This is a genomic window from Pseudomonas syringae (assembly GCF_021605415.1).
Taxonomy (GTDB): Bacteria; Pseudomonadota; Gammaproteobacteria; order Pseudomonadales; family Pseudomonadaceae; genus Aquipseudomonas; species Aquipseudomonas syringae_S.
The window spans coordinates 60,778-77,471 of sequence record NZ_WKEQ01000022.1; the positions used below are offsets into that span (position 1 = coordinate 60,778).

The window sequence follows — 16,694 nt, forward strand, 5'->3', positions numbered from 1 at the left end:
AGCGATTGTTCTTACATGCATGGAAGTGGGTGGATTTGTGAAAAAAATACTGCACGTGGCTGAAACGATTAAAGGTGGCGTCGCGACGGTAATCCGTACGATTTCGGCCTCGCCGCAAGACCAGGCGGCGGACTATGAACTGGTTTACCTGGTTCCCCTCGATCAGGAAAAAGAACTGCACGGCATCGACGCGCAGCAGATCCGTACCTTCGAAAGAAGCGGGCGCAATGTCGGTTCGCTGTTGCGTTTCGCTTGGGAAATGGCGCGGGTGATGCTCAAGGAAAAACCCGACGTCGTGCATTTGCACAGCACTTTTTCCGGGGTGATTGGCCGGTGCGTGTGCGTGCTGCTGCGGCCGTGGCGCAAGCCGAAAATCGTCTACTGCCCGCACGCTTTTTCGTTCCTGATGGAAAGCTCGCCGATCAAACAAAAAGCCTATGCGTGGATTGAGCGGGTGCTGCAAAAGGTCACGGACACGATCATTTGCGTCAGCCAGTACGAGCTCGACAAGGCGGCGCGGTTTGGCATTGAGCGTAAGCGTATGACCCTGATCTACAACGGCATCCATCAGCGGGAAGAGGCGCCGAAAGCTGAGAGCCACGAGCCGATCCATCTGCTGTTTGTCGGCCGTCTCGATTATCAAAAGGGTTTTGATGTGTTGCTCAAGGCCTTCGCCAACGTGCAGCGCAGCGATCTGAAATTGACCGTGGTCGGCAGCGCCGTCAACGAGGATTCGGTCGAATGCCCGCCGATGGACGCCGTTGAATACCTGCCTTGGGTAACCCCAAGCGAAGTGCAGGCGCTGTATCAAAAGGCCGACGCACTGATTGTTCCGAGTCGCTGGGAAGGCTTTGCCATGGTGCCGCTGGAAGGCATGGCCATGGGTCTGCCAGTGATTGCCAGCAACTGCACATCGCTGCCCGAACTGGTCACCAACGAGGTGACCGGTTACGTCTTCCCGACCGGCGATCACCAGGCATTGGCCGACGTACTGGCAAAAATCCAGAAGCCTAGGTTGCTCGACCTCGGTAACGAAGGTCGCAACATCGTCCGCGAACGCTTCAGCGCCGCGTTGATGATTCGCCAGACCTACGACGTGTATCACGCCTCCACTTATTAAGCAGACACCACTTATGAACGTAACGATTTTGCATGGCTACAGTGCTTCCAACTCCGGTGATGGCCTGCTCGTGGATCTGGCGATTGCGCTGGTTCAGCGAAACTTCGGTGAAGACACCTCGATCAGTGTCGTGGCGTCCGATCCCGAGTCCTTCAGCTACTTGCCGCACCCGCGCTTTGACGCGCCGGTGATGGCGGCCAAGGGTTTGGGACGGGTCAAGCAAGCGGTGTTCCTGAATCAGTCTTACGCCGGCCTCGCCGAGCTGCTGAAGAAAACCGACCTGATCGTCGGCGTCGGCGGCGGTTACATGCGCTCGAAAAGTGCTTTCGAGCACATCAAGTTGAAACTGGGCCACGCCAAGCAACTGGAAACCGCGATCCTCAGCAAAGTACCGTCGGTGTACCTGCCGCAAAGCATCGGCCCGTTCCACGGCGAGAGCAGCAAGATCGTCGAGCATTACGCCAGCGCCGATGCGGTCTTCGTGCGTGACAATCGCTCCTCGGCAATTTTCGATGCCTGTGAAAATGTCTATCGCGCGCCGGATCTGGCGGTGCAGTCACTGGCCAGCAAAATCCTCATGCAACCGAAGTTCACCCGCTGCGCGTCATCGCCGACCACCGTCTGCGTCGTCCTGCGCAAGCCGCCGCAGTGGAGCAAAGAAAAGAAAGTCGCCTACGTCGCCAATCTGAAGTTACTGCTGCAGCGACTGAAGAACAAAAGCAAAGTGGTGTGCGCCGTACAGAGCGCTGTGCGCGGCAACGATGACGGCGCGTTTTATCGCGAGCTGGGCATCACTGAAGACTTGTTGCCGCTGAAGGCAACCCTGGCGAAATATCAACCGGATCTGGTGATTTCCGTCCGATTGCACGGCGCCATCGAATCGTTGCTTTCCGGGGTGCCGGCGTATCACATCAGCTATGAGCGCAAAGGCTTCGGCGCCTATCAGGACATGGGCGTCGAGGACTGGGTGATCAACGGCGGCGACATCGATGTCGACACCATCATCAACACGGTTTACGCGCCGAATGCGTTGTCGGATTTCGGCAAACGCCTGACGGACACCTGCCGCGAAATCGAAGCGAAAACCGTGGCCATGGACGGCATCATCCAGGGCATCGTTCGATGATATTTCGGCTGTTGCTCCGCGGTGGGGCATTGGGCGCCAAGTTTCTGCTGGTGCTGGCGATCACCCATTTTCTCGGTTATGAGGCGCTGGGCTTTTACGGTGTGGTGGTCGCGGCGTCGTTGATTGCGTCGAAGTTTTACAGCGTCGGTTTCAGTTCCGAAATCAATCGTTTGATCAGCGTGGGCGGCAGTTCGCGCCGGGTCGTCGACAAGGTGTTGCTGCTGTACCTGGCGGTGGGGCTGGTGCTGTCGGTGGTGACGGTGCTGATGTATTCACTGTTTCAGCCGGTTGAAGCCGCGACGGCGCTGATCGTCTGCGTGACCCTGGTGCTGCTCACCGAGCACCTGTCATTCGAGATCAATTCGTTCGTGTTTTCAGCGCAGAAAGCCACGGCGGGGGCGTTGCTGTTTTTCATCAAGACTGGCCTCTGGGCGGTGCTTGCCGTGGGCGGGATGATGCTCGGCTGGGTATCCGGTATTGCCAGCGTGCTGTGGCTGTGGGTCGCCGCCAACGTGCTGGTGATCGTCGCCGGTTACGCGATCATGGTGCGCGTGCATCGGGGGCGCGTGGCTGAGGCGCTGACCACCGCGACCGTGTGGAAGGCCGGGCTGCCGTTTTATCTCGGCACTGGCCTGATCGCGTTGAGTCAGTACGCCGAGCGCTTTCTGATCATCGACCTCGAACCCTACGCCAGCCTCGGTAAGTATGTTTACGCGTGGTCGGCGGCAAATACCTTGCAGGCGCTGTCCTACGCGGTGGTGGCGGTGGTGGGCATTCCGGTGCTCGCCAAGCGATTTCAGGCCGATCAGCAGCCGTTCACGGTGCGCCAGTTATTCGTGAACAAGTGGGTGATGCGTTCGCTGTTGGTGTCGGCGGCGGTGGCGGTGGCGATTTATCTGTTCTTCAACGTGGTGCTCGATTACGTGGCCACCAGCGTTCCGCGTCCGGATAACGCGCTTCTCGGTGTACTGATTTTCTCCTTCGCGCTGCGTGCCATTGGCGACATTGTCTGGGGCGGTCTGATCGCTTCGAAGAACAGTCGAGTGTCCGTCGCCAGCGCGGCGATCTGCCTGCTGGTGTCGGTGCCGGTCAGCTATGTGTTGATCAAGCACTACTCGATTTATGGCGCGGCGTGGGGCAACGTCTTTGCGATCATCGTTCAGCTCGTCGTGATCGCTGTGTTGACCCGCGTAACTCGCTCGAAGAAGGCCGCGTTGTCATGGGCCTGAAGCTGCCGTGCATCGAGTTTCGTGGCAGGAAATTCGATTCGTCGATTTCCTTTCTGATCCTGTTCACAGGTCTGTTTTTGTCGGTGGCGATGCCGCTGTTAATCCCCCGTGATCCCGGGCCGGATGCCATGACCTTGTGGTCGTCCTACGCCCGCGCCGACAACTGCAACTTCTGGAATCCGTTCTCGCCGGATCGCTCCTCCTACGAATGTTCGGCATTCCTGCTCAGGCCTATCGGGATCAACCTGACCAATGCCTGGGCCTATGGGATGTTCTGCAATTTCTTTTTGACGGCGATCCCGGTGGTGGTCTTTCGACGCATGCCGCTGACGATTTTCGGCACGCTGTGTCTGTGGGGGATCGTGCGTTCGTTTTTTCTGGAGAACCTGACCAAGGAAATCATTGTGTCGGTGGCGGTGCTGAGCATTTTGCTCAGCTCGTTGACGCGCAAATATCGCGGCGGGTTTTTCCTTTCGGCGGTGATTTACGGCGTGCTGATCCGGCCTTACTGGATTCTGTTTTCGCTGTCGTGGATCGGTGTCTGCGTGATGAAGAAATATGTCTCGCGCTTCACCTTTTTCCTGATGCTGTTCCTGTTCTATCTGGCGGTCGCCATGGCGATTCAGGTGGCGCTGGGCTTTCCGGTGTCGTCGATTCGCGCCAGTAACAACGAATTGCGCACGGCGGGCGAGGAGGGTTCGAAATCGTTGATCGTGTCCTGGCTGACGGGTAGCGATTTCGTCTCCCAGGCGCTGGACTCGATGATCATTTTCTTCCGTTTGTCGTTTCCCGTGGAGCTGATCCTGCTGTCGGGCCCGGGCCAGGCGATTTTCGTGGCGTTGATGATCATGACCGCGTTGCTGCTGTTCAAGGTCATCACGTCGACCGATTACAAGGGCGCACCGATCCAGACCAAACCCAAGGAGCTGATCGCTATCCCGATGGCGTTTCTGCTGGTGCAAGGCTTGTTCGAGCCGGACTTCGGTTCCTTCGCCCGACATTTCTCCATGGTGGTACCGGTGCTGTTTGTCGGCCTGGGACTGATGCTGCGGGCGAACAAACCGGTGCAGGTTGAATCAAGAATTCTGAATTGAGGCAGGTGCTGTATGTCGAGCAAGAAAAAGTCGCTGGAGATCGAAACCCTTCGCGGTCTGGCGTGCCTGCTGTTGGTGCTTTATCACGTCATCGGCCCGTTGGGCGGCGGTTTGAAAATCGACCTGGGTTCGCCGTTCCGGGTCATCGCCGACTCGATGGTGTATGTGCGCATGCCGCTGTTCACCTTCATTTCGGGCTACATCTATTCCATCTACAAAATTCGCGGCAATGACTTTCCGGCGTTCTTCACCGGCAAGGTGCGGCGGCTGATCGTGCCGCTGTTTTGCGTGGGTGTGCCGTTTTCAGTGTTGCAAGCGGTGGGGCCGGGGGTGAACAAGGATGTCGGCGTGATGGAGGCGCTGTTGTCGTTCTACGTGCCGATCAATCACTTCTGGTTTTTGCAGGCCGTGTTCATCATTTTCATGTTTGTCGGGGTGCTGGAGTGGCGTGGTTTGCTGCGCACGGCGACGCGGCTGTACCTGTTGTTCGCGTTCGCGGCGGTGGTGTTTTTGTTGCCGCCGTTCAAGGTCGATGCGTTTGGGATTAACGGGGCGATCTACCTGCTGCCGTTCTTCGTGGCGGGCATGATCGGGCAGGAAAATGTCGAGGCGCTGAAACAGCGGTTCAAGGTGATCGGGCCGGTGGTTTTTGCGCTGATCTCGTTGACGTTGTTGTATGTGGCAGCGATCGACCGCGAGCTGATTGTCGACCGTCGCAGCCTGATCGGGCTGACCGTGGGTTGTGTGTCGTGCATCGCATTGCTGTCGAGTGATATGCGTTCGAAGTGGCTGACTTGGTTGGGTGGCTATTCGTATGCGGTTTTCCTGTTTCATGTGTTGTTCGCCGCCACGTCGCGTTTTGTCCTCGGGCGGTTGGGCGTGAAAGATGAGAGCCTGCTGGTGTTGGGTGGGGTGGCCTGCGGGTTGTTGGGCCCAGTGGTGTTGTCGATGATCTTCAGTCGGTTCAACGTCACCTCGGTGCTGTTTCTTGGTGAGCGGTCGGCGACTAAAAAGCCTGCGGCGACCATTTCCCCTACGTCGTACACAACTCCCCTGTAAGAGCTGTCGAGTGAAACGAGGCTGCGATCCTTTGATGTTGTTTCTCAAGATCAACATCAAAAGATCGCAGCCTGCGGCAGCTCTTACATGGTTGCGAAGGAATTGAAACATGGTTGCAGTTGATGACGTCCAGCCGGTTGCGGCGTCGGTGGTCGAGGTCGGTGATGCGCGCGAGCGGTTTGCGCAGTGGCGCGACGGCAAGGCCGGGAAGGTGTTATCGATCTCGGTGATCGGCGACAGTTACAGCGCCGGGCAGGATTTTTACCTGAACAAATTGGTGCAGCGCGTGGCCGGGGAGGTCGGTTTTGCCGGTCCCGGTTACGTCGGCTTCAACCACGGCGCGGCGCTGGGCGGCACGCATTTCAAATACACCCGCAGTAGCAAAAAATATTTCGGCGGCGGCTGGAAGGTGTCCGACCTCGGCGAGGCCAGCCCCGACAGCCGCGCGGTGACCGGGCGACCGGGTGCCTGGCTGCAAATAGACGCTGAACCGACCGCTCGGATCGACACCGCTGTCACCCAGGCAAAATTACTCTATCTGGGCAACGGCGAATCGAGTGAGGTGCGCTATCGCTGGTCGCCGACGGATAACTGGCAACCGTTAGCGCTCGCCGGCTCTGGTGTTAAGGAGGTGCCGCTACCGGGTCATTCCACCGCAGCGGACTGGGCGTTCAGGCTGGAGGTGGTGAAAGGTGCGCCAACGTTGTTCGGGTTGTGGATGAGCAACGATCAGGGCGGTGTGCGGGTTTCAAAACTGGCGGCATCCGGCGCCGCGTCCGGTGACTTCTATCACAGCGATGCGCAGTGGCAGGCGCAGTGGAAAGGCGCCGTGTCGAAAATTCCCGCAGACATTTACCTGATCATGCTCGGCGGCAACGATCAGGGCTTTGGCGTGAAGCCCGATGAGTACCTGAAGAATGTTCAGGGATTGGTAGGGATGGTGCGCGAGATTCAACCAGCGGCGAGCATCAACCTGATTTTGCGCCAGGACACCACGCGATCCGCCACGTATCCGATGTCGGCCTACGCCAAGGTGCTGGAGCCCTGGGCGCGTGCGCAACATCTGGGCTATGCCGACATGCAGTGCGCGTTCGGCCCTGACGTCAAGCGTTACGCCGCCTCGATGATCGGCCCGGACAAGATTCATCCACTGCCGAACACCGGCGGAAAAGTTATTGCCGATTACTTCTACCGCCTGATCACCAACGGCCAAGCCTGCAACAACCCCCCACAGTAGAAGTTGCCGCAGGCTGCGATCTTAAACAGCAAGATCAAAAGATCGCAGCCTGCCGCAGCTCCTATACGATTGGCGTTCGGGAGGTTTTAGCGGCGGCGCCTACAGTTCGAACTTTTCCAACTCGCTGAGCAGCTCGGCGGTCTTTTGCGGCATCAGTTGTGCGGCGCAACGGGTTTCCACGTTGATGATGACGGCCGGCTCGTTGCAGCAGATTCGCACGCGGAATCGCCAGTCGCTGAAAATCACTTTCAAGCCATCACAGTCGTCGATTTCCAGCGCTTGCTCGCCATACCGGTTTTTTAGATGGGCGATCAGGGGATAGGGATCGGCGATCGGCCGGCGAATGTCCCCGGAGGAGGGGAACATGCCGATGCGTTCCACGAGCAAAATGCTGCCCAGCCAGGATTCATTGGCACTGGGCAACGGCTGATGGCGTGACAACCAACTCATCACCCCGAGGTTGCCCACCTCCCGTTCAACGTCTGCCAAGTGTTTTGCATTTTTCATAAAGGCCTGCCTGAAGTGAAGAGTGGGCGTGGAATGGGGCTGAATCAACGGCCCTTGAGGTAGACGTTTTCGTAGCAGAAATTGGTGGCCTGGAGATAACCCTCGGCGTCACCGCAATCGAAGCGCATGCCGTTGAATTTGTAGGCGAGGACGCAACCGTTCTGCGCCTGTTTCATCAGGGCGTCGGTGATCTGGATCTCGCCACCCTTACCCGGTTCGGTATCGGCGATCAGGTCGAAAATGTCCGGCGTCAGGATGTAGCGGCCGATGATCGCCAGGTTCGACGGTGCGTCTTGCGGCGCCGGTTTTTCCACCATGTTGTTGACCCTGAAGATGCCTTCGCTGATCTGCTCGCCGGCAATCACGCCGTATTTGTGCGTCTGGTCGCGCGGGACTTCCTGGATGGCGACGATCGAGCAGCGGAATTTCTTGTAGAGCTGGATCATCTGCGTGAGCACGCCGTCACCGTCCAGGTTCAGGCACAGGTCATCGGCCAGCACCACGGCAAAAGGCTCGTCGCCGATCAGCGGACGACCGCTGAGAATCGCGTGGCCCAGGCCCTTCATTTCGATCTGGCGGGTGTACGAAAAAGTGCAGGTGTCGATCAGTTCGCGGGTGCCGGCGAGAAACTTCTCTTTCTCGGTGCCGCGAATCTGGTGCTCGAGTTCGTAGCTGATGTCGAAGTGGTCTTCCAGCGCACGCTTGCCCCGGCCGGTGACGATGGCCATGTGTTGCAGGCCGGCGTCCCGCGCTTCTTCAACGGCGTACTCGATCAGTGGCTTGTTGACGATCGGCAGCATCTCTTTGGGCATGGCTTTGGTGGCCGGCAAGAAACGCGTGCCGTAGCCGGCGGCGGGGAACAAGCATTTACGAATCATAAAAGTATCCTGGACAGTCATGGAATACAGACAACGGCTGCAGGCCATTAAGAGTGGCTGCAAGTTTCAATCATTATCGAAGGCTTACTTTAATACCCGAGTCAGGTTATTAATGGCAAATAACCAAGGTGTTAAAAACGCCAATGTTATGAGATGTCGGATTCGTCGCTAACAGTTATTTTTAGTCGGTATAGGGTGATAGTGGTCAGTGCGCCTTGAATGCTAATAAGTACCTGGCAATACAGTTTGACCGGGCAAAATATTTTATGCCAGTCGTTGAACTAGTTTTGTCTTTGGTTGTTGTCGCCTGTTTTGTGTGAGTCACGACACACATTCAATGCTTAAGGCTTGACACGCTACTTGGCACTTATCCAACTATGGACCGCGCTATGAAGATTCTGGTAACGGGTGGCGCCGGCTATATCGGCTCGCACACCACACTTGCGCTGCTCGAAGCAGGCTATGAAGTTGTTGTTCTGGATAATCTTTGCAACAGCAGCGATGCGGCACTTCATGCCGTCGAGGCGATTTGCGGCAAAAGCGCGCAGATGATTCGCGGCGATGTATGCGACAGAGCTTTGCTGGATCGCATCTTCGAGCAGCATGCGATTGATGCCGTGTTGCATTTTGCCGGGCTCAAGGCCGTGGGCGAGAGTGTGCGCAAGCCGCTTGAGTATTACGAGACCAACGTCAGTGGCAGCATCACGCTGTGCCAGGCCATGGCGGCGGCAGGGGTGTTTCGCCTGGTGTTCAGCTCGTCGGCCACGGTGTACGGCGAGCCTGCGCAGATGCCGATCCGCGAAGACTTCCCGACGGGCATCCCGACCAATCCCTACGGCCAATCGAAGCTGATCGTCGAAAACGTCCTGCGTGACCTGTGCCAGGCCGAGCCGCGCTGGAGCATCGCGTTGTTGCGTTACTTCAATCCGATTGGCGCCCATGAGAGCGGTCACCTGGGCGAAGACCCGAACGGCATCCCCAATAACCTGGTGCCTTACATCAGCCAGGTGGCCGTGGGTGGACTAAAGGAACTGTCGATCTTCGGCAATGACTACCCGACTCCGGACGGCACTGGCGTGCGCGACTACATCCACGTTGTCGATCTGGCGGACGGGCATCTGAAGGCATTGCAATCGATCGTCGAGCGCAGCGGCATCCATACGTGGAATCTGGGCACGGGCGACGGTTACAGCGTCATGCAAGTGTTGCGGGCCTTTGAGCAGGCGTGCGGACAACCGGTGCCATTTCGCATGATGCCGCGTCGTTCGGGGGACATCGCCGAGAGTTGGGCAGACCCTTCGAAAGCGGCGAAAGAACTTGGCTGGAAAGCCACGCGCAACTTGCAGCAAATGATGACGGACACCTGGCGCTGGCAATCAAACCATCCCAACGGCTACTTGCGGTGATGGCGTTTTACCTCAATGTTAGTTTCAGTCAGGCTGTTAGATATCGTCGGGAAAATACACTGGCAATGCCATTTGCAAATCCGTAGATATAAGCCTGCCGTTCGACTTTTATCAGTTGGGTAAGACTGTGAAAGAACAGCGGATCTTGTTCGCACTTTTCGCGGACTTGAACTCTACCACCTCTAGCACCAGGCCTGTTTTTAACAGTCTGAATGTTAGAAAGGAGTTGATATGAAAAAAGTGATGGCAATTGCCCTGTTGACGATGTTGAGCAACTGGGCCGCCGCTGCTGAAGCGCCGCTTACAGCGGCAACCAATGTAGGTGGCAATGTAGCGGCTTCCCAAGCCCCTGCTGCCAGTACTGCAATGGTTGCCAGTGCCGTAGCGGCGTCGAATAGCGGTGGAAGTGCCAACGGCGGTACCACCGGTACGACAGGTACCACCGGTACAACCGGCACGCATAACTGACAGATATTTTGTTAGTGCAGTACAGGGTCGCCCGACGCAAGTCGGGTGACTTTATTTTTTAGATTCGCCCTTGAATAGCGTAGTGCCATTATATGACTCGTAGTTTTTCTCTTTTAATGCTGGCAAGTCTCGCTCTACAAGGTTGCATGTTCTCCCCGGGCCAATACCTGAGCACCAGCGATATCACTCGTCAGGGCGCCAGTGAAAGCAGCCGGGTCGAACTGATTCCGATCACCCCCAAGCTGATTTCCATGACCCGGGCCACGCAAAAACGTGCCTCGCTGCCTGCGGAGTTGCTGGCGACGCCGGCCGAATACCGCATCGGCAATAACGACGTGTTGTACATCACCGTCTGGGATCACCCCGAGCTGACGGCTCCGTCCGGCGCGCAACAACAGATCGATGCGAACGGCCGGTTGGTGCGCTCCGACGGCACGCTGTATTACCCGTACATCAAGGAAGTCCAGGCGGCCGGCCGCACCATTCAGCAATTGCGTTCGGACATCGAACAGCGGCTGTCGGCGTTCATTGCCGAGCCGCAGGTGGATGTCGCGGTGCTGCGTTTCGCCAGCCAGAAAATCGTCGTGACCGGCGCGGTGACCAAGGCCGGTCCGCAAGCGATTTCGACCAACCCGCTGAGTGTGGTCGAAGCCCTCGGTTCGGCCGGTATCGATACCAACAATGCGGACTTGTCCGGGCTGCTGCTGACGCGCAACGGGCGAGCCTATCCCCTCGATCTCGACACGTTGAACCAGCAGGATTCCGAGTTGCAGAACGTCTTTCTCAAAGGCGGCGATCAGCTGTATCTGCCGTACAACGACAACAAGCGCATTTACGTCATGGGTGAAGTCAACCAGCCCCGTGCGCTGAGTTTCAAGACGGCCACGATGAACCTGTCCGATGTCCTCGGTTCGGTTGGCGGCTTGAGTCAGACCACTTCCAACGGCAACGCGGTGTACGTGATTCGTGGGGTTGAAAACCTCGACGTCGAGCCGGCGAAAATCTATCAACTGGAAGCTCAGTCGCCGACCGCCATGGCTCTCGCCACGCACTTCGAAGTGCGTCCCCAGGACGTCGTTTATGTCGGGCCGGCCAACGTGACTCGCTGGAACCGCTTCATCAGCCAATTGGTGCCGTCGGCCTCGATTGTCGGCTCGGGCGCTTCCGCTGCGAAGAACTGGAGCGAATACAGTAACAACACCAAATAAGGCACGCCGACTTTGAACATCTTGAAAGTAGGCGCCTGCGTGATCGCGGCCTCGTTGCTGTGTGGTTGTAACCCGCTGATGAGCGCGTCGTTGAATAACCTTAAATCAGCGGTGATCGGGCCCGATGATCTGGACGTATCACCGGCCCAGGTGGCCGACGTTCAGTATCCGCAGATCAAACTGACCACGCCGTCCGGTTCGGGCGTTCTGGCGCTGATGCGTGAGCGCGAGGATCTGCAGTTCTGGGTCGCCTCCGGCAAGCAGGTGCTGTTGCTGCGCAATGGCTTGGCGGTGCGCAGCATCGGCCTGGGCCTTGAAGGCGATCTGGACGGCACGCGGCTGTCCGACCGCTCACCTTTCAAACAAGGTCTTCATCAAGTCGCCGATGGCTACACCAGCCAGCGCTGGATCGATCTTTATAAAGGTCAGGAAGTCGGCGTGATGGTGAACAGTCGCTTCTCGCGCAAATCCGTGGAAACCCTCGAAATTCTTGGCAAGGAATACGCCGTGCTGCGTGTCGATGAGCAGATTGACGCGCCGGCCATCGGCCTGCGCGCGACCAATCGTTATTGGGTCAATCCGGTGGACGGTTTCATTGTGCAGAGCGAGCAACAACTGACCTCGCAACTGCGCGTGAAGATCGTCCAACTAACCCCTGATCGCAGGCACCTGCCTTGAAGCGGCTCGTGGTGTTTTCGGCGTGCCTGCTGTTGCTCTCCAGTGTCAGTCACGCGGCGGTGACGGTCAGCGGTGATGTTGCCGTTCCCGGGCCGGTCGAGTTGCCGGCCGGCGGGCGTTTGCTGGATGTGATCAGCGAGGCCGTGCCCAATGCTGAAGGTTATTGGCTGGCGGGTGTGTTGCTGCGCCAGTCGTTGCTGGAGAAACAGACACAACTCAAGGCAGGTGTGCTGTTTGATCTGGAGGTGCTGCACCGCTTGGCGCTGCTGTTCGACCGGCCGAGCCGCGCAGCGCTGGCCGAGCGGCTGACCGAGCAAGTGCGACAGATGCCGGTCACCGGGCGGCAGATCGCTGATCTGGATCCGGTCGCGCTGGAAGTCGGTTTCGCCCGCAACATTCGTCTGGAGGATGGCGATCAGTTGATCTATCCCAAACGCGTCGACGAAGTTGAAGTGCTGGGCGCCGTCGTCGAACCTTGCCGGTTGCCGTATCAGCCGTTGCAGGAGGCTCGCGACTACCTGCAAGGCTGCACGCTTTTGGTCGACGCCGAGGCCGATTATCTGTGGTTGATCCAGCCCAACGGCGTGTCCCGGCGGGTCGGCATTGCGCACTGGAATCGCGAAAGCGGGCAGATGCCGGTCGCCGGCAGCAAGATTCTGGTGCCCGTCAAAAACGATGATCTTGATCCGCCTCTCCCTGAATTGAATCAGCAGTTGGCCGAATTTATTGCCACGCAGCTGGCTGAGGTGGTTCGTTGAATTTTCGTTTCGCAGCTGTTCTTTTATTGCCTTGTGGTCTGGCTCACGCAGAGCCGCGCATTACTCAGAACGATTTCGGTGGCACCGGCCTGTGGCAGACGCCGACGGCGAGGATGGCGCCGGCCGGCGAGTTGAGCGTGAATGCCAACCGCACCGATCCTTACAGTCGCTACAGTGTTTCGTTGCAGCCACTCGATTGGCTCGAAGGCTCGTTTCGCTACACCGCGATCACCAACCGTCCATACGGCTCTGAAGCGTTGAGCGGCTCCCAAAGCTACAAGGATAAGGCGGTCGACGCCAAAGTCCGCCTCTGGGAGGAAAGCCATTGGGCGCCGGAAGTGGCCCTGGGCTTCCGAGACATCGGTGGTACGGGTCTGTTCTCCAGTGAGTATTTCGTCGCTAACAAGCGCTACGACAATTTTGATTTCAGCGCCGGCATCGCCTGGGGTTACATCGGCAATCGCGGCGACTTCGACAACCCGTTGGGTTACGCCGACGATCGCTTCAAGACCCGCCCGGAAGTGGAAGGCACCGGTGACGTCAACGCCGGTTCGTATTTTCGTGGCCGGCCTTCATTGTTCGGTGGCGTGAGCTATCAGACGCCTTGGGATCGTCTCAGCCTGAAACTCGAATACGAAGGCAACGATTACAAGAACGAGCCGAAGGACAACGAGATCAAACAGGACTCGCCGATCAACCTCGGTGCGGTGTTCAAAGTCACCGACTCGATTGACCTGAGCGCGGCGTGGGAGCGCGGTAACACGGCGATGTTCGGCGTGACATTCCACACCAATTTCGCCACTCGCAAAGCCCCGGCGAAAACCTTCGATCCACCGGCCGAACCACTGCCGGCCAAGAAACCGACGACGTCGATGGATCAGGTGAACTGGGCCGATGTGTCACAACGTTTGCATCAGAACGCCGGCTACAAGGTCGAGCGCATCGCTCAGCGTGATTCCGAGCTGATCGTGTATGGCGAGCAGGGACGTTATTTTCATTCGGCCAAGGCGGTCGGTCGCGCGAGCCGGATTCTCGATAACAGCGTCAACGACGACATCGACTGGTTCACCGTGGTCAACAAGCGCTACGACTTGCCCCTCGAAGAAACCAGTCTGCCGCGACAAACCTTCCGCGAAGTGATCAACAACGAAGAGCCGCTGGAGTCGCTGCACCGCACGACCGAGGTCAACCCGGCGATGCCGCACAACGAGAAAACCCTCTACACCGAAGCGCCGCAGCACTTCAGCCACGGCGTCGGTTTGGGCTTCAAGCAAAACGTCGGCGGCCCGGACGGTTTGCTCTATCAATTCAGCGCCGACGTGGACGCCGAGTACCGTTTCAATCGCAACACCTGGTGGAGCGGTTTGCTCAGCGCCAACCTGGTGAACAACTTCGACAAATTCACCTACGACGCACCCAGCGGCCTGCCGCGCGTGCGCACGGATTTGCGTCAATACCTGACCACCTCCGACGTGACCATGCCGCTGTTCCAGGTCAGTCATGCCGAGCAGTTGGATAAAGATTTGTACGGCATGGTCTACGGCGGCTATCTGGAATCGATGTTCGCCGGGGTCGGGGGCGAGGTGCTGTTCCGTCCGACAGGCGAGCGCTGGGCAGTGGGCGCGGATCTGAACTATGCGCGTCAGCGTGAATTTGATCAGGGCTTTGGTCTGCAAGATTACTCGGTCGTGACCGGGCATATCACCGGCTACACAGACTTGCCCTACGACACCCTGGCGGCCATCAGTGTCGGGCGTTACCTGGCCGGCGACTGGGGTGGCACGCTGGACATCTCACGGGAATTTTCCAATGGCGTGCGCTTCGGCGCCTGGGCGACGATCACCAGCGCATCCAGCGCCGAATATGGCGAAGGTAGCTTCGATAAAGGGCTATACCTGTCCATTCCGTTCGACGAATTGATGAGCATGTCGACCATGCGTCGCGCCAATCTGGTCTGGGCGCCATTGACCCGTGACGGCGGTGCAAGGCTCAATCGCAGCTACCAACTGCACTCCATGACCGATAGCCGTGACAGCGACATGTTCTATCGCAACTTCGGCAAAATCACCGACTAGACGTCTTAAAAGATCGCAGCCTCCGGCAGCTCCTACCAATTCAGAACCCTGTAGGAGCGAGCCAGCTCGCGATCGCGATGGTACATCCAGCATCGTTGTTGAATCGGCCGACGCCATCGCGAGCAGGCTCGCTCCTACAGGTTTCGTGCGGTACATACGGTTGTGAACACCCGAGGAAACCTGTGGGAGCCGGGCTTGCCCGCGATGACGTCAGACCAGAAAAATCCAAATACCTGACACCATTCGGTTCCTGAATCCCGCCCACAAAAAAGGGGACTTTCGTCCCCTTGCGATGCAGCGATGTGCCTTATCGGAGCATCAATAGATATCCTTCGACAGCAGCGTAAACGGCGTCTTTACCAGAATTTTCAGATCCAGCCACAGCGACCAGTTGTTGATGTATTTCAGGTCGATCTCTACGCGCGTCTGCATCTTGTCGAGTGTGTCGGTCTCGCCGCGGCAACCGCTGATTTGGGCCAAACCGGTGATACCCGGTTTGATGCGGTGGCGTGCCATGTAAGCGAGGATCTTCCCGGAGTAATAGTGATTGTGCGCTACAGCGTGCGGACGCGGACCAACCAAAGCCATGTGCCCTTGCAGCACATTGAACAGCTGCGGCAATTCGTCCAGCGACGTGCGACGAATGAAGCGACCAACCGGCGTGATTCGCGAATCGTTACGGCTGGCCTGCTTGACGTCTTTGTCATCGTGAACGCGCATCGAGCGGAATTTCCAGACCTGAATCACCTTGCCGTTCCAACCATGGCGATCCTGCTTGAACAGCACCGGTCCGTGCGAAGTCAGCTTCACGGCCAGCGCAACCGCCAGCAACACCGGGCTCAACAGAATGATGGCGAGCAGCGCCACGCTTTTCTCGACCAGGCTTTTGCTCAGCGCGGCTGTGGGCCGACTGGTCAGCGGGCTTTCGTTCAGATAAATCGCCGGCAGGCCATCCACGACTTTCACCGAGTGATTGAGCAGCGTCAGGCTGTTCAGGTCCGGCACCCAGACCACGTCAACGTTGGCGCCCAGCAAATCGACGTACATCGCCTCGATTTTTGCCGCTTCGCAAAGGGGGAGGGTGATGTACAAGCGGCGGATATCGTGGGTTTTGATCAGCTCCAGCAGGGCTTCCTGATCGCCAACGACACGCGGGGCGTCTGCTGCGAGAACAGGCGAATCGCCGTTGCCTACCAGCCCAACCAACGGCAGGTTTTCGTGGTGGCTGAGTTTCTTCGCCAGCCCCAGCGCCAGCTCGCCCGTGCCGACAATCAGAGTCTTGTGCTCACTCTTGCGTGACCGCTGGTAGAACTTCGAAAACGCATGCAGCGGTGCGTACAGCAATGCCTGACCGAGGAAACCGTACACCGCCCAGGCCAGAATCACATCCCGTGAAAACATCTCGTCGGCCTTGCAGATCAGCGCGATAAACGTGACGGCCGCCATCGTCATGAGCCATCCCATGAACAGTCGCGCCAGGCCTGTCAGGTAGTTATCCCTTTTGCGGTACACGCCGCTGAACGTATACGCCGGCACTGAGGCCAGTACGGCCAGCGTTGCGCACATTCGGTAATAGAACTCGACCGAGCCGGTGTACTGCTCGGCGAGCACGTAAAGCAATGTCACAACAAAGCCCTGCGCCAACGCCCATTGGCCCCAAAAGGTCAGTCCTTTGAGGCCGGTATTTCGATTGATATTAAGAGAAAGATCCATGCGATATCCCCAAAAGACGTCCGTTCAGGTGTCAACAGTTGAAACTCGCGTTGTTAAATAAGTTATTACAGCGGGGTGCATAAATAACAACGGCGAGACGCCGAACTGTCGTTAGTCAATAGACTAATTTATTGCCGG

The 16,694-nt window shown here is 57.9% G+C and carries 15 protein-coding genes; 12 read left to right on the forward strand and 3 right to left on the reverse strand.

Annotated features, from left to right (window positions below):
- Positions 1 to 37 precede the first annotated feature (37 nt).
- From GIW69_RS16415 to GIW69_RS16440, 6 genes are all read left to right on the forward strand, one after another.
- Complete coding sequence (locus GIW69_RS16415) at positions 38 to 1,120, forward strand: glycosyltransferase family 4 protein (protein ID WP_496570926.1); 1,083 nt, start codon at positions 38 to 40, stop codon at positions 1,118 to 1,120.
- Between the two features lie 13 nt (positions 1,121 to 1,133).
- Positions 1,134 to 2,246 carry a polysaccharide pyruvyl transferase family protein gene (locus tag GIW69_RS16420; RefSeq protein ID WP_236483845.1) on the forward strand — a complete coding sequence of 371 codons (1,113 nt, stop codon included), beginning with the start codon at positions 1,134 to 1,136 and terminating at the stop codon, positions 2,244 to 2,246.
- Positions 2,243 to 3,475 carry an MATE family efflux transporter gene (locus GIW69_RS16425; RefSeq protein WP_496570927.1) on the forward strand — a complete coding sequence of 411 codons (1,233 nt, stop codon included), beginning with the start codon at positions 2,243 to 2,245 and terminating at the stop codon, positions 3,473 to 3,475. The genes GIW69_RS16420 and GIW69_RS16425 overlap by 4 nt, the downstream gene beginning before the upstream one ends.
- On the forward strand, positions 3,466 to 4,569 hold the full coding sequence (locus GIW69_RS16430; RefSeq protein WP_236483847.1) for a hypothetical protein: 1,104 nt from the start codon (positions 3,466 to 3,468) through the stop codon (positions 4,567 to 4,569). Before GIW69_RS16425 ends, GIW69_RS16430 begins: the two co-directional genes overlap by 10 nt.
- A 12-nt stretch (positions 4,570 to 4,581) precedes the next feature.
- A complete protein-coding gene (locus GIW69_RS16435) occupies positions 4,582 to 5,628 on the forward strand; it encodes an acyltransferase family protein (RefSeq protein ID WP_236483848.1) in 1,047 nt (348 codons plus the stop codon).
- A gap of 109 nt (positions 5,629 to 5,737) precedes the next feature.
- Positions 5,738 to 6,865, forward strand: a complete 1,128-nt coding sequence (locus tag GIW69_RS16440; RefSeq protein ID WP_236483849.1) for a GDSL-type esterase/lipase family protein — start codon at positions 5,738 to 5,740, stop codon at positions 6,863 to 6,865.
- A 99-nt stretch (positions 6,866 to 6,964) separates the two neighbouring features.
- On the opposite strand, the gene GIW69_RS16445 is transcribed toward GIW69_RS16440, so the two are convergent.
- A complete protein-coding gene (locus tag GIW69_RS16445) occupies positions 6,965 to 7,372 on the reverse strand; it encodes a phosphohexomutase domain-containing protein (protein WP_236483850.1) in 408 nt (135 codons plus the stop codon).
- A gap of 44 nt (positions 7,373 to 7,416) precedes the next feature.
- Positions 7,417 to 8,250 carry a UTP--glucose-1-phosphate uridylyltransferase GalU gene (galU, locus tag GIW69_RS16450; RefSeq protein WP_236483851.1) on the reverse strand — a complete coding sequence of 278 codons (834 nt, stop codon included), beginning with the start codon at positions 8,248 to 8,250 and terminating at the stop codon, positions 7,417 to 7,419.
- Positions 8,251 to 8,639: 389 nt separating this feature from the next.
- Here galU and galE point away from each other — a divergent pair, with 389 nt between their 5' ends.
- The 6 genes from galE to GIW69_RS16480 all read left to right on the forward strand — a co-directional run bounded on the left by galE (position 8,640) and on the right by GIW69_RS16480 (position 14,843).
- Complete coding sequence (galE, locus tag GIW69_RS16455; RefSeq protein ID WP_236483852.1) at positions 8,640 to 9,656, forward strand: UDP-glucose 4-epimerase GalE; 1,017 nt, start codon at positions 8,640 to 8,642, stop codon at positions 9,654 to 9,656.
- Between the two features lie 231 nt (positions 9,657 to 9,887).
- Positions 9,888 to 10,124, forward strand: coding sequence for a hypothetical protein (locus GIW69_RS16460; protein ID WP_236483853.1), 237 nt, complete (start codon positions 9,888 to 9,890; stop codon positions 10,122 to 10,124).
- 92 nt (positions 10,125 to 10,216) lie between these two features.
- Positions 10,217 to 11,332 (forward strand): polysaccharide biosynthesis/export family protein, encoded by a 1,116-nt coding sequence (locus tag GIW69_RS16465; RefSeq protein ID WP_496570928.1) that lies wholly within the window; start codon positions 10,217 to 10,219, stop codon positions 11,330 to 11,332.
- Positions 11,333 to 11,344: 12 nt separating this feature from the next.
- A complete protein-coding gene (locus GIW69_RS16470; RefSeq protein WP_236483855.1) occupies positions 11,345 to 12,010 on the forward strand; it encodes a YjbF family lipoprotein in 666 nt (221 codons plus the stop codon).
- On the forward strand, positions 12,007 to 12,768 hold the full coding sequence (locus tag GIW69_RS16475; RefSeq protein WP_236483856.1) for a capsule biosynthesis GfcC family protein: 762 nt from the start codon (positions 12,007 to 12,009) through the stop codon (positions 12,766 to 12,768). Before GIW69_RS16470 ends, GIW69_RS16475 begins: the two co-directional genes overlap by 4 nt.
- The gene (locus GIW69_RS16480) at positions 12,765 to 14,843 is read left to right on the forward strand and encodes a YjbH domain-containing protein (RefSeq protein WP_236483857.1); all 2,079 of its coding nucleotides are present in this window, start codon (positions 12,765 to 12,767) and stop codon (positions 14,841 to 14,843) included. Before GIW69_RS16475 ends, GIW69_RS16480 begins: the two co-directional genes overlap by 4 nt.
- Before the next feature lie 318 nt (positions 14,844 to 15,161).
- Here the strand turns inward: GIW69_RS16480 and GIW69_RS16485 are convergent, their stop codons facing one another.
- A complete protein-coding gene (locus GIW69_RS16485; RefSeq protein WP_236483858.1) occupies positions 15,162 to 16,556 on the reverse strand; it encodes an undecaprenyl-phosphate glucose phosphotransferase in 1,395 nt (464 codons plus the stop codon).
- Between the last annotated feature and the right edge of the window lie 138 nt (positions 16,557 to 16,694).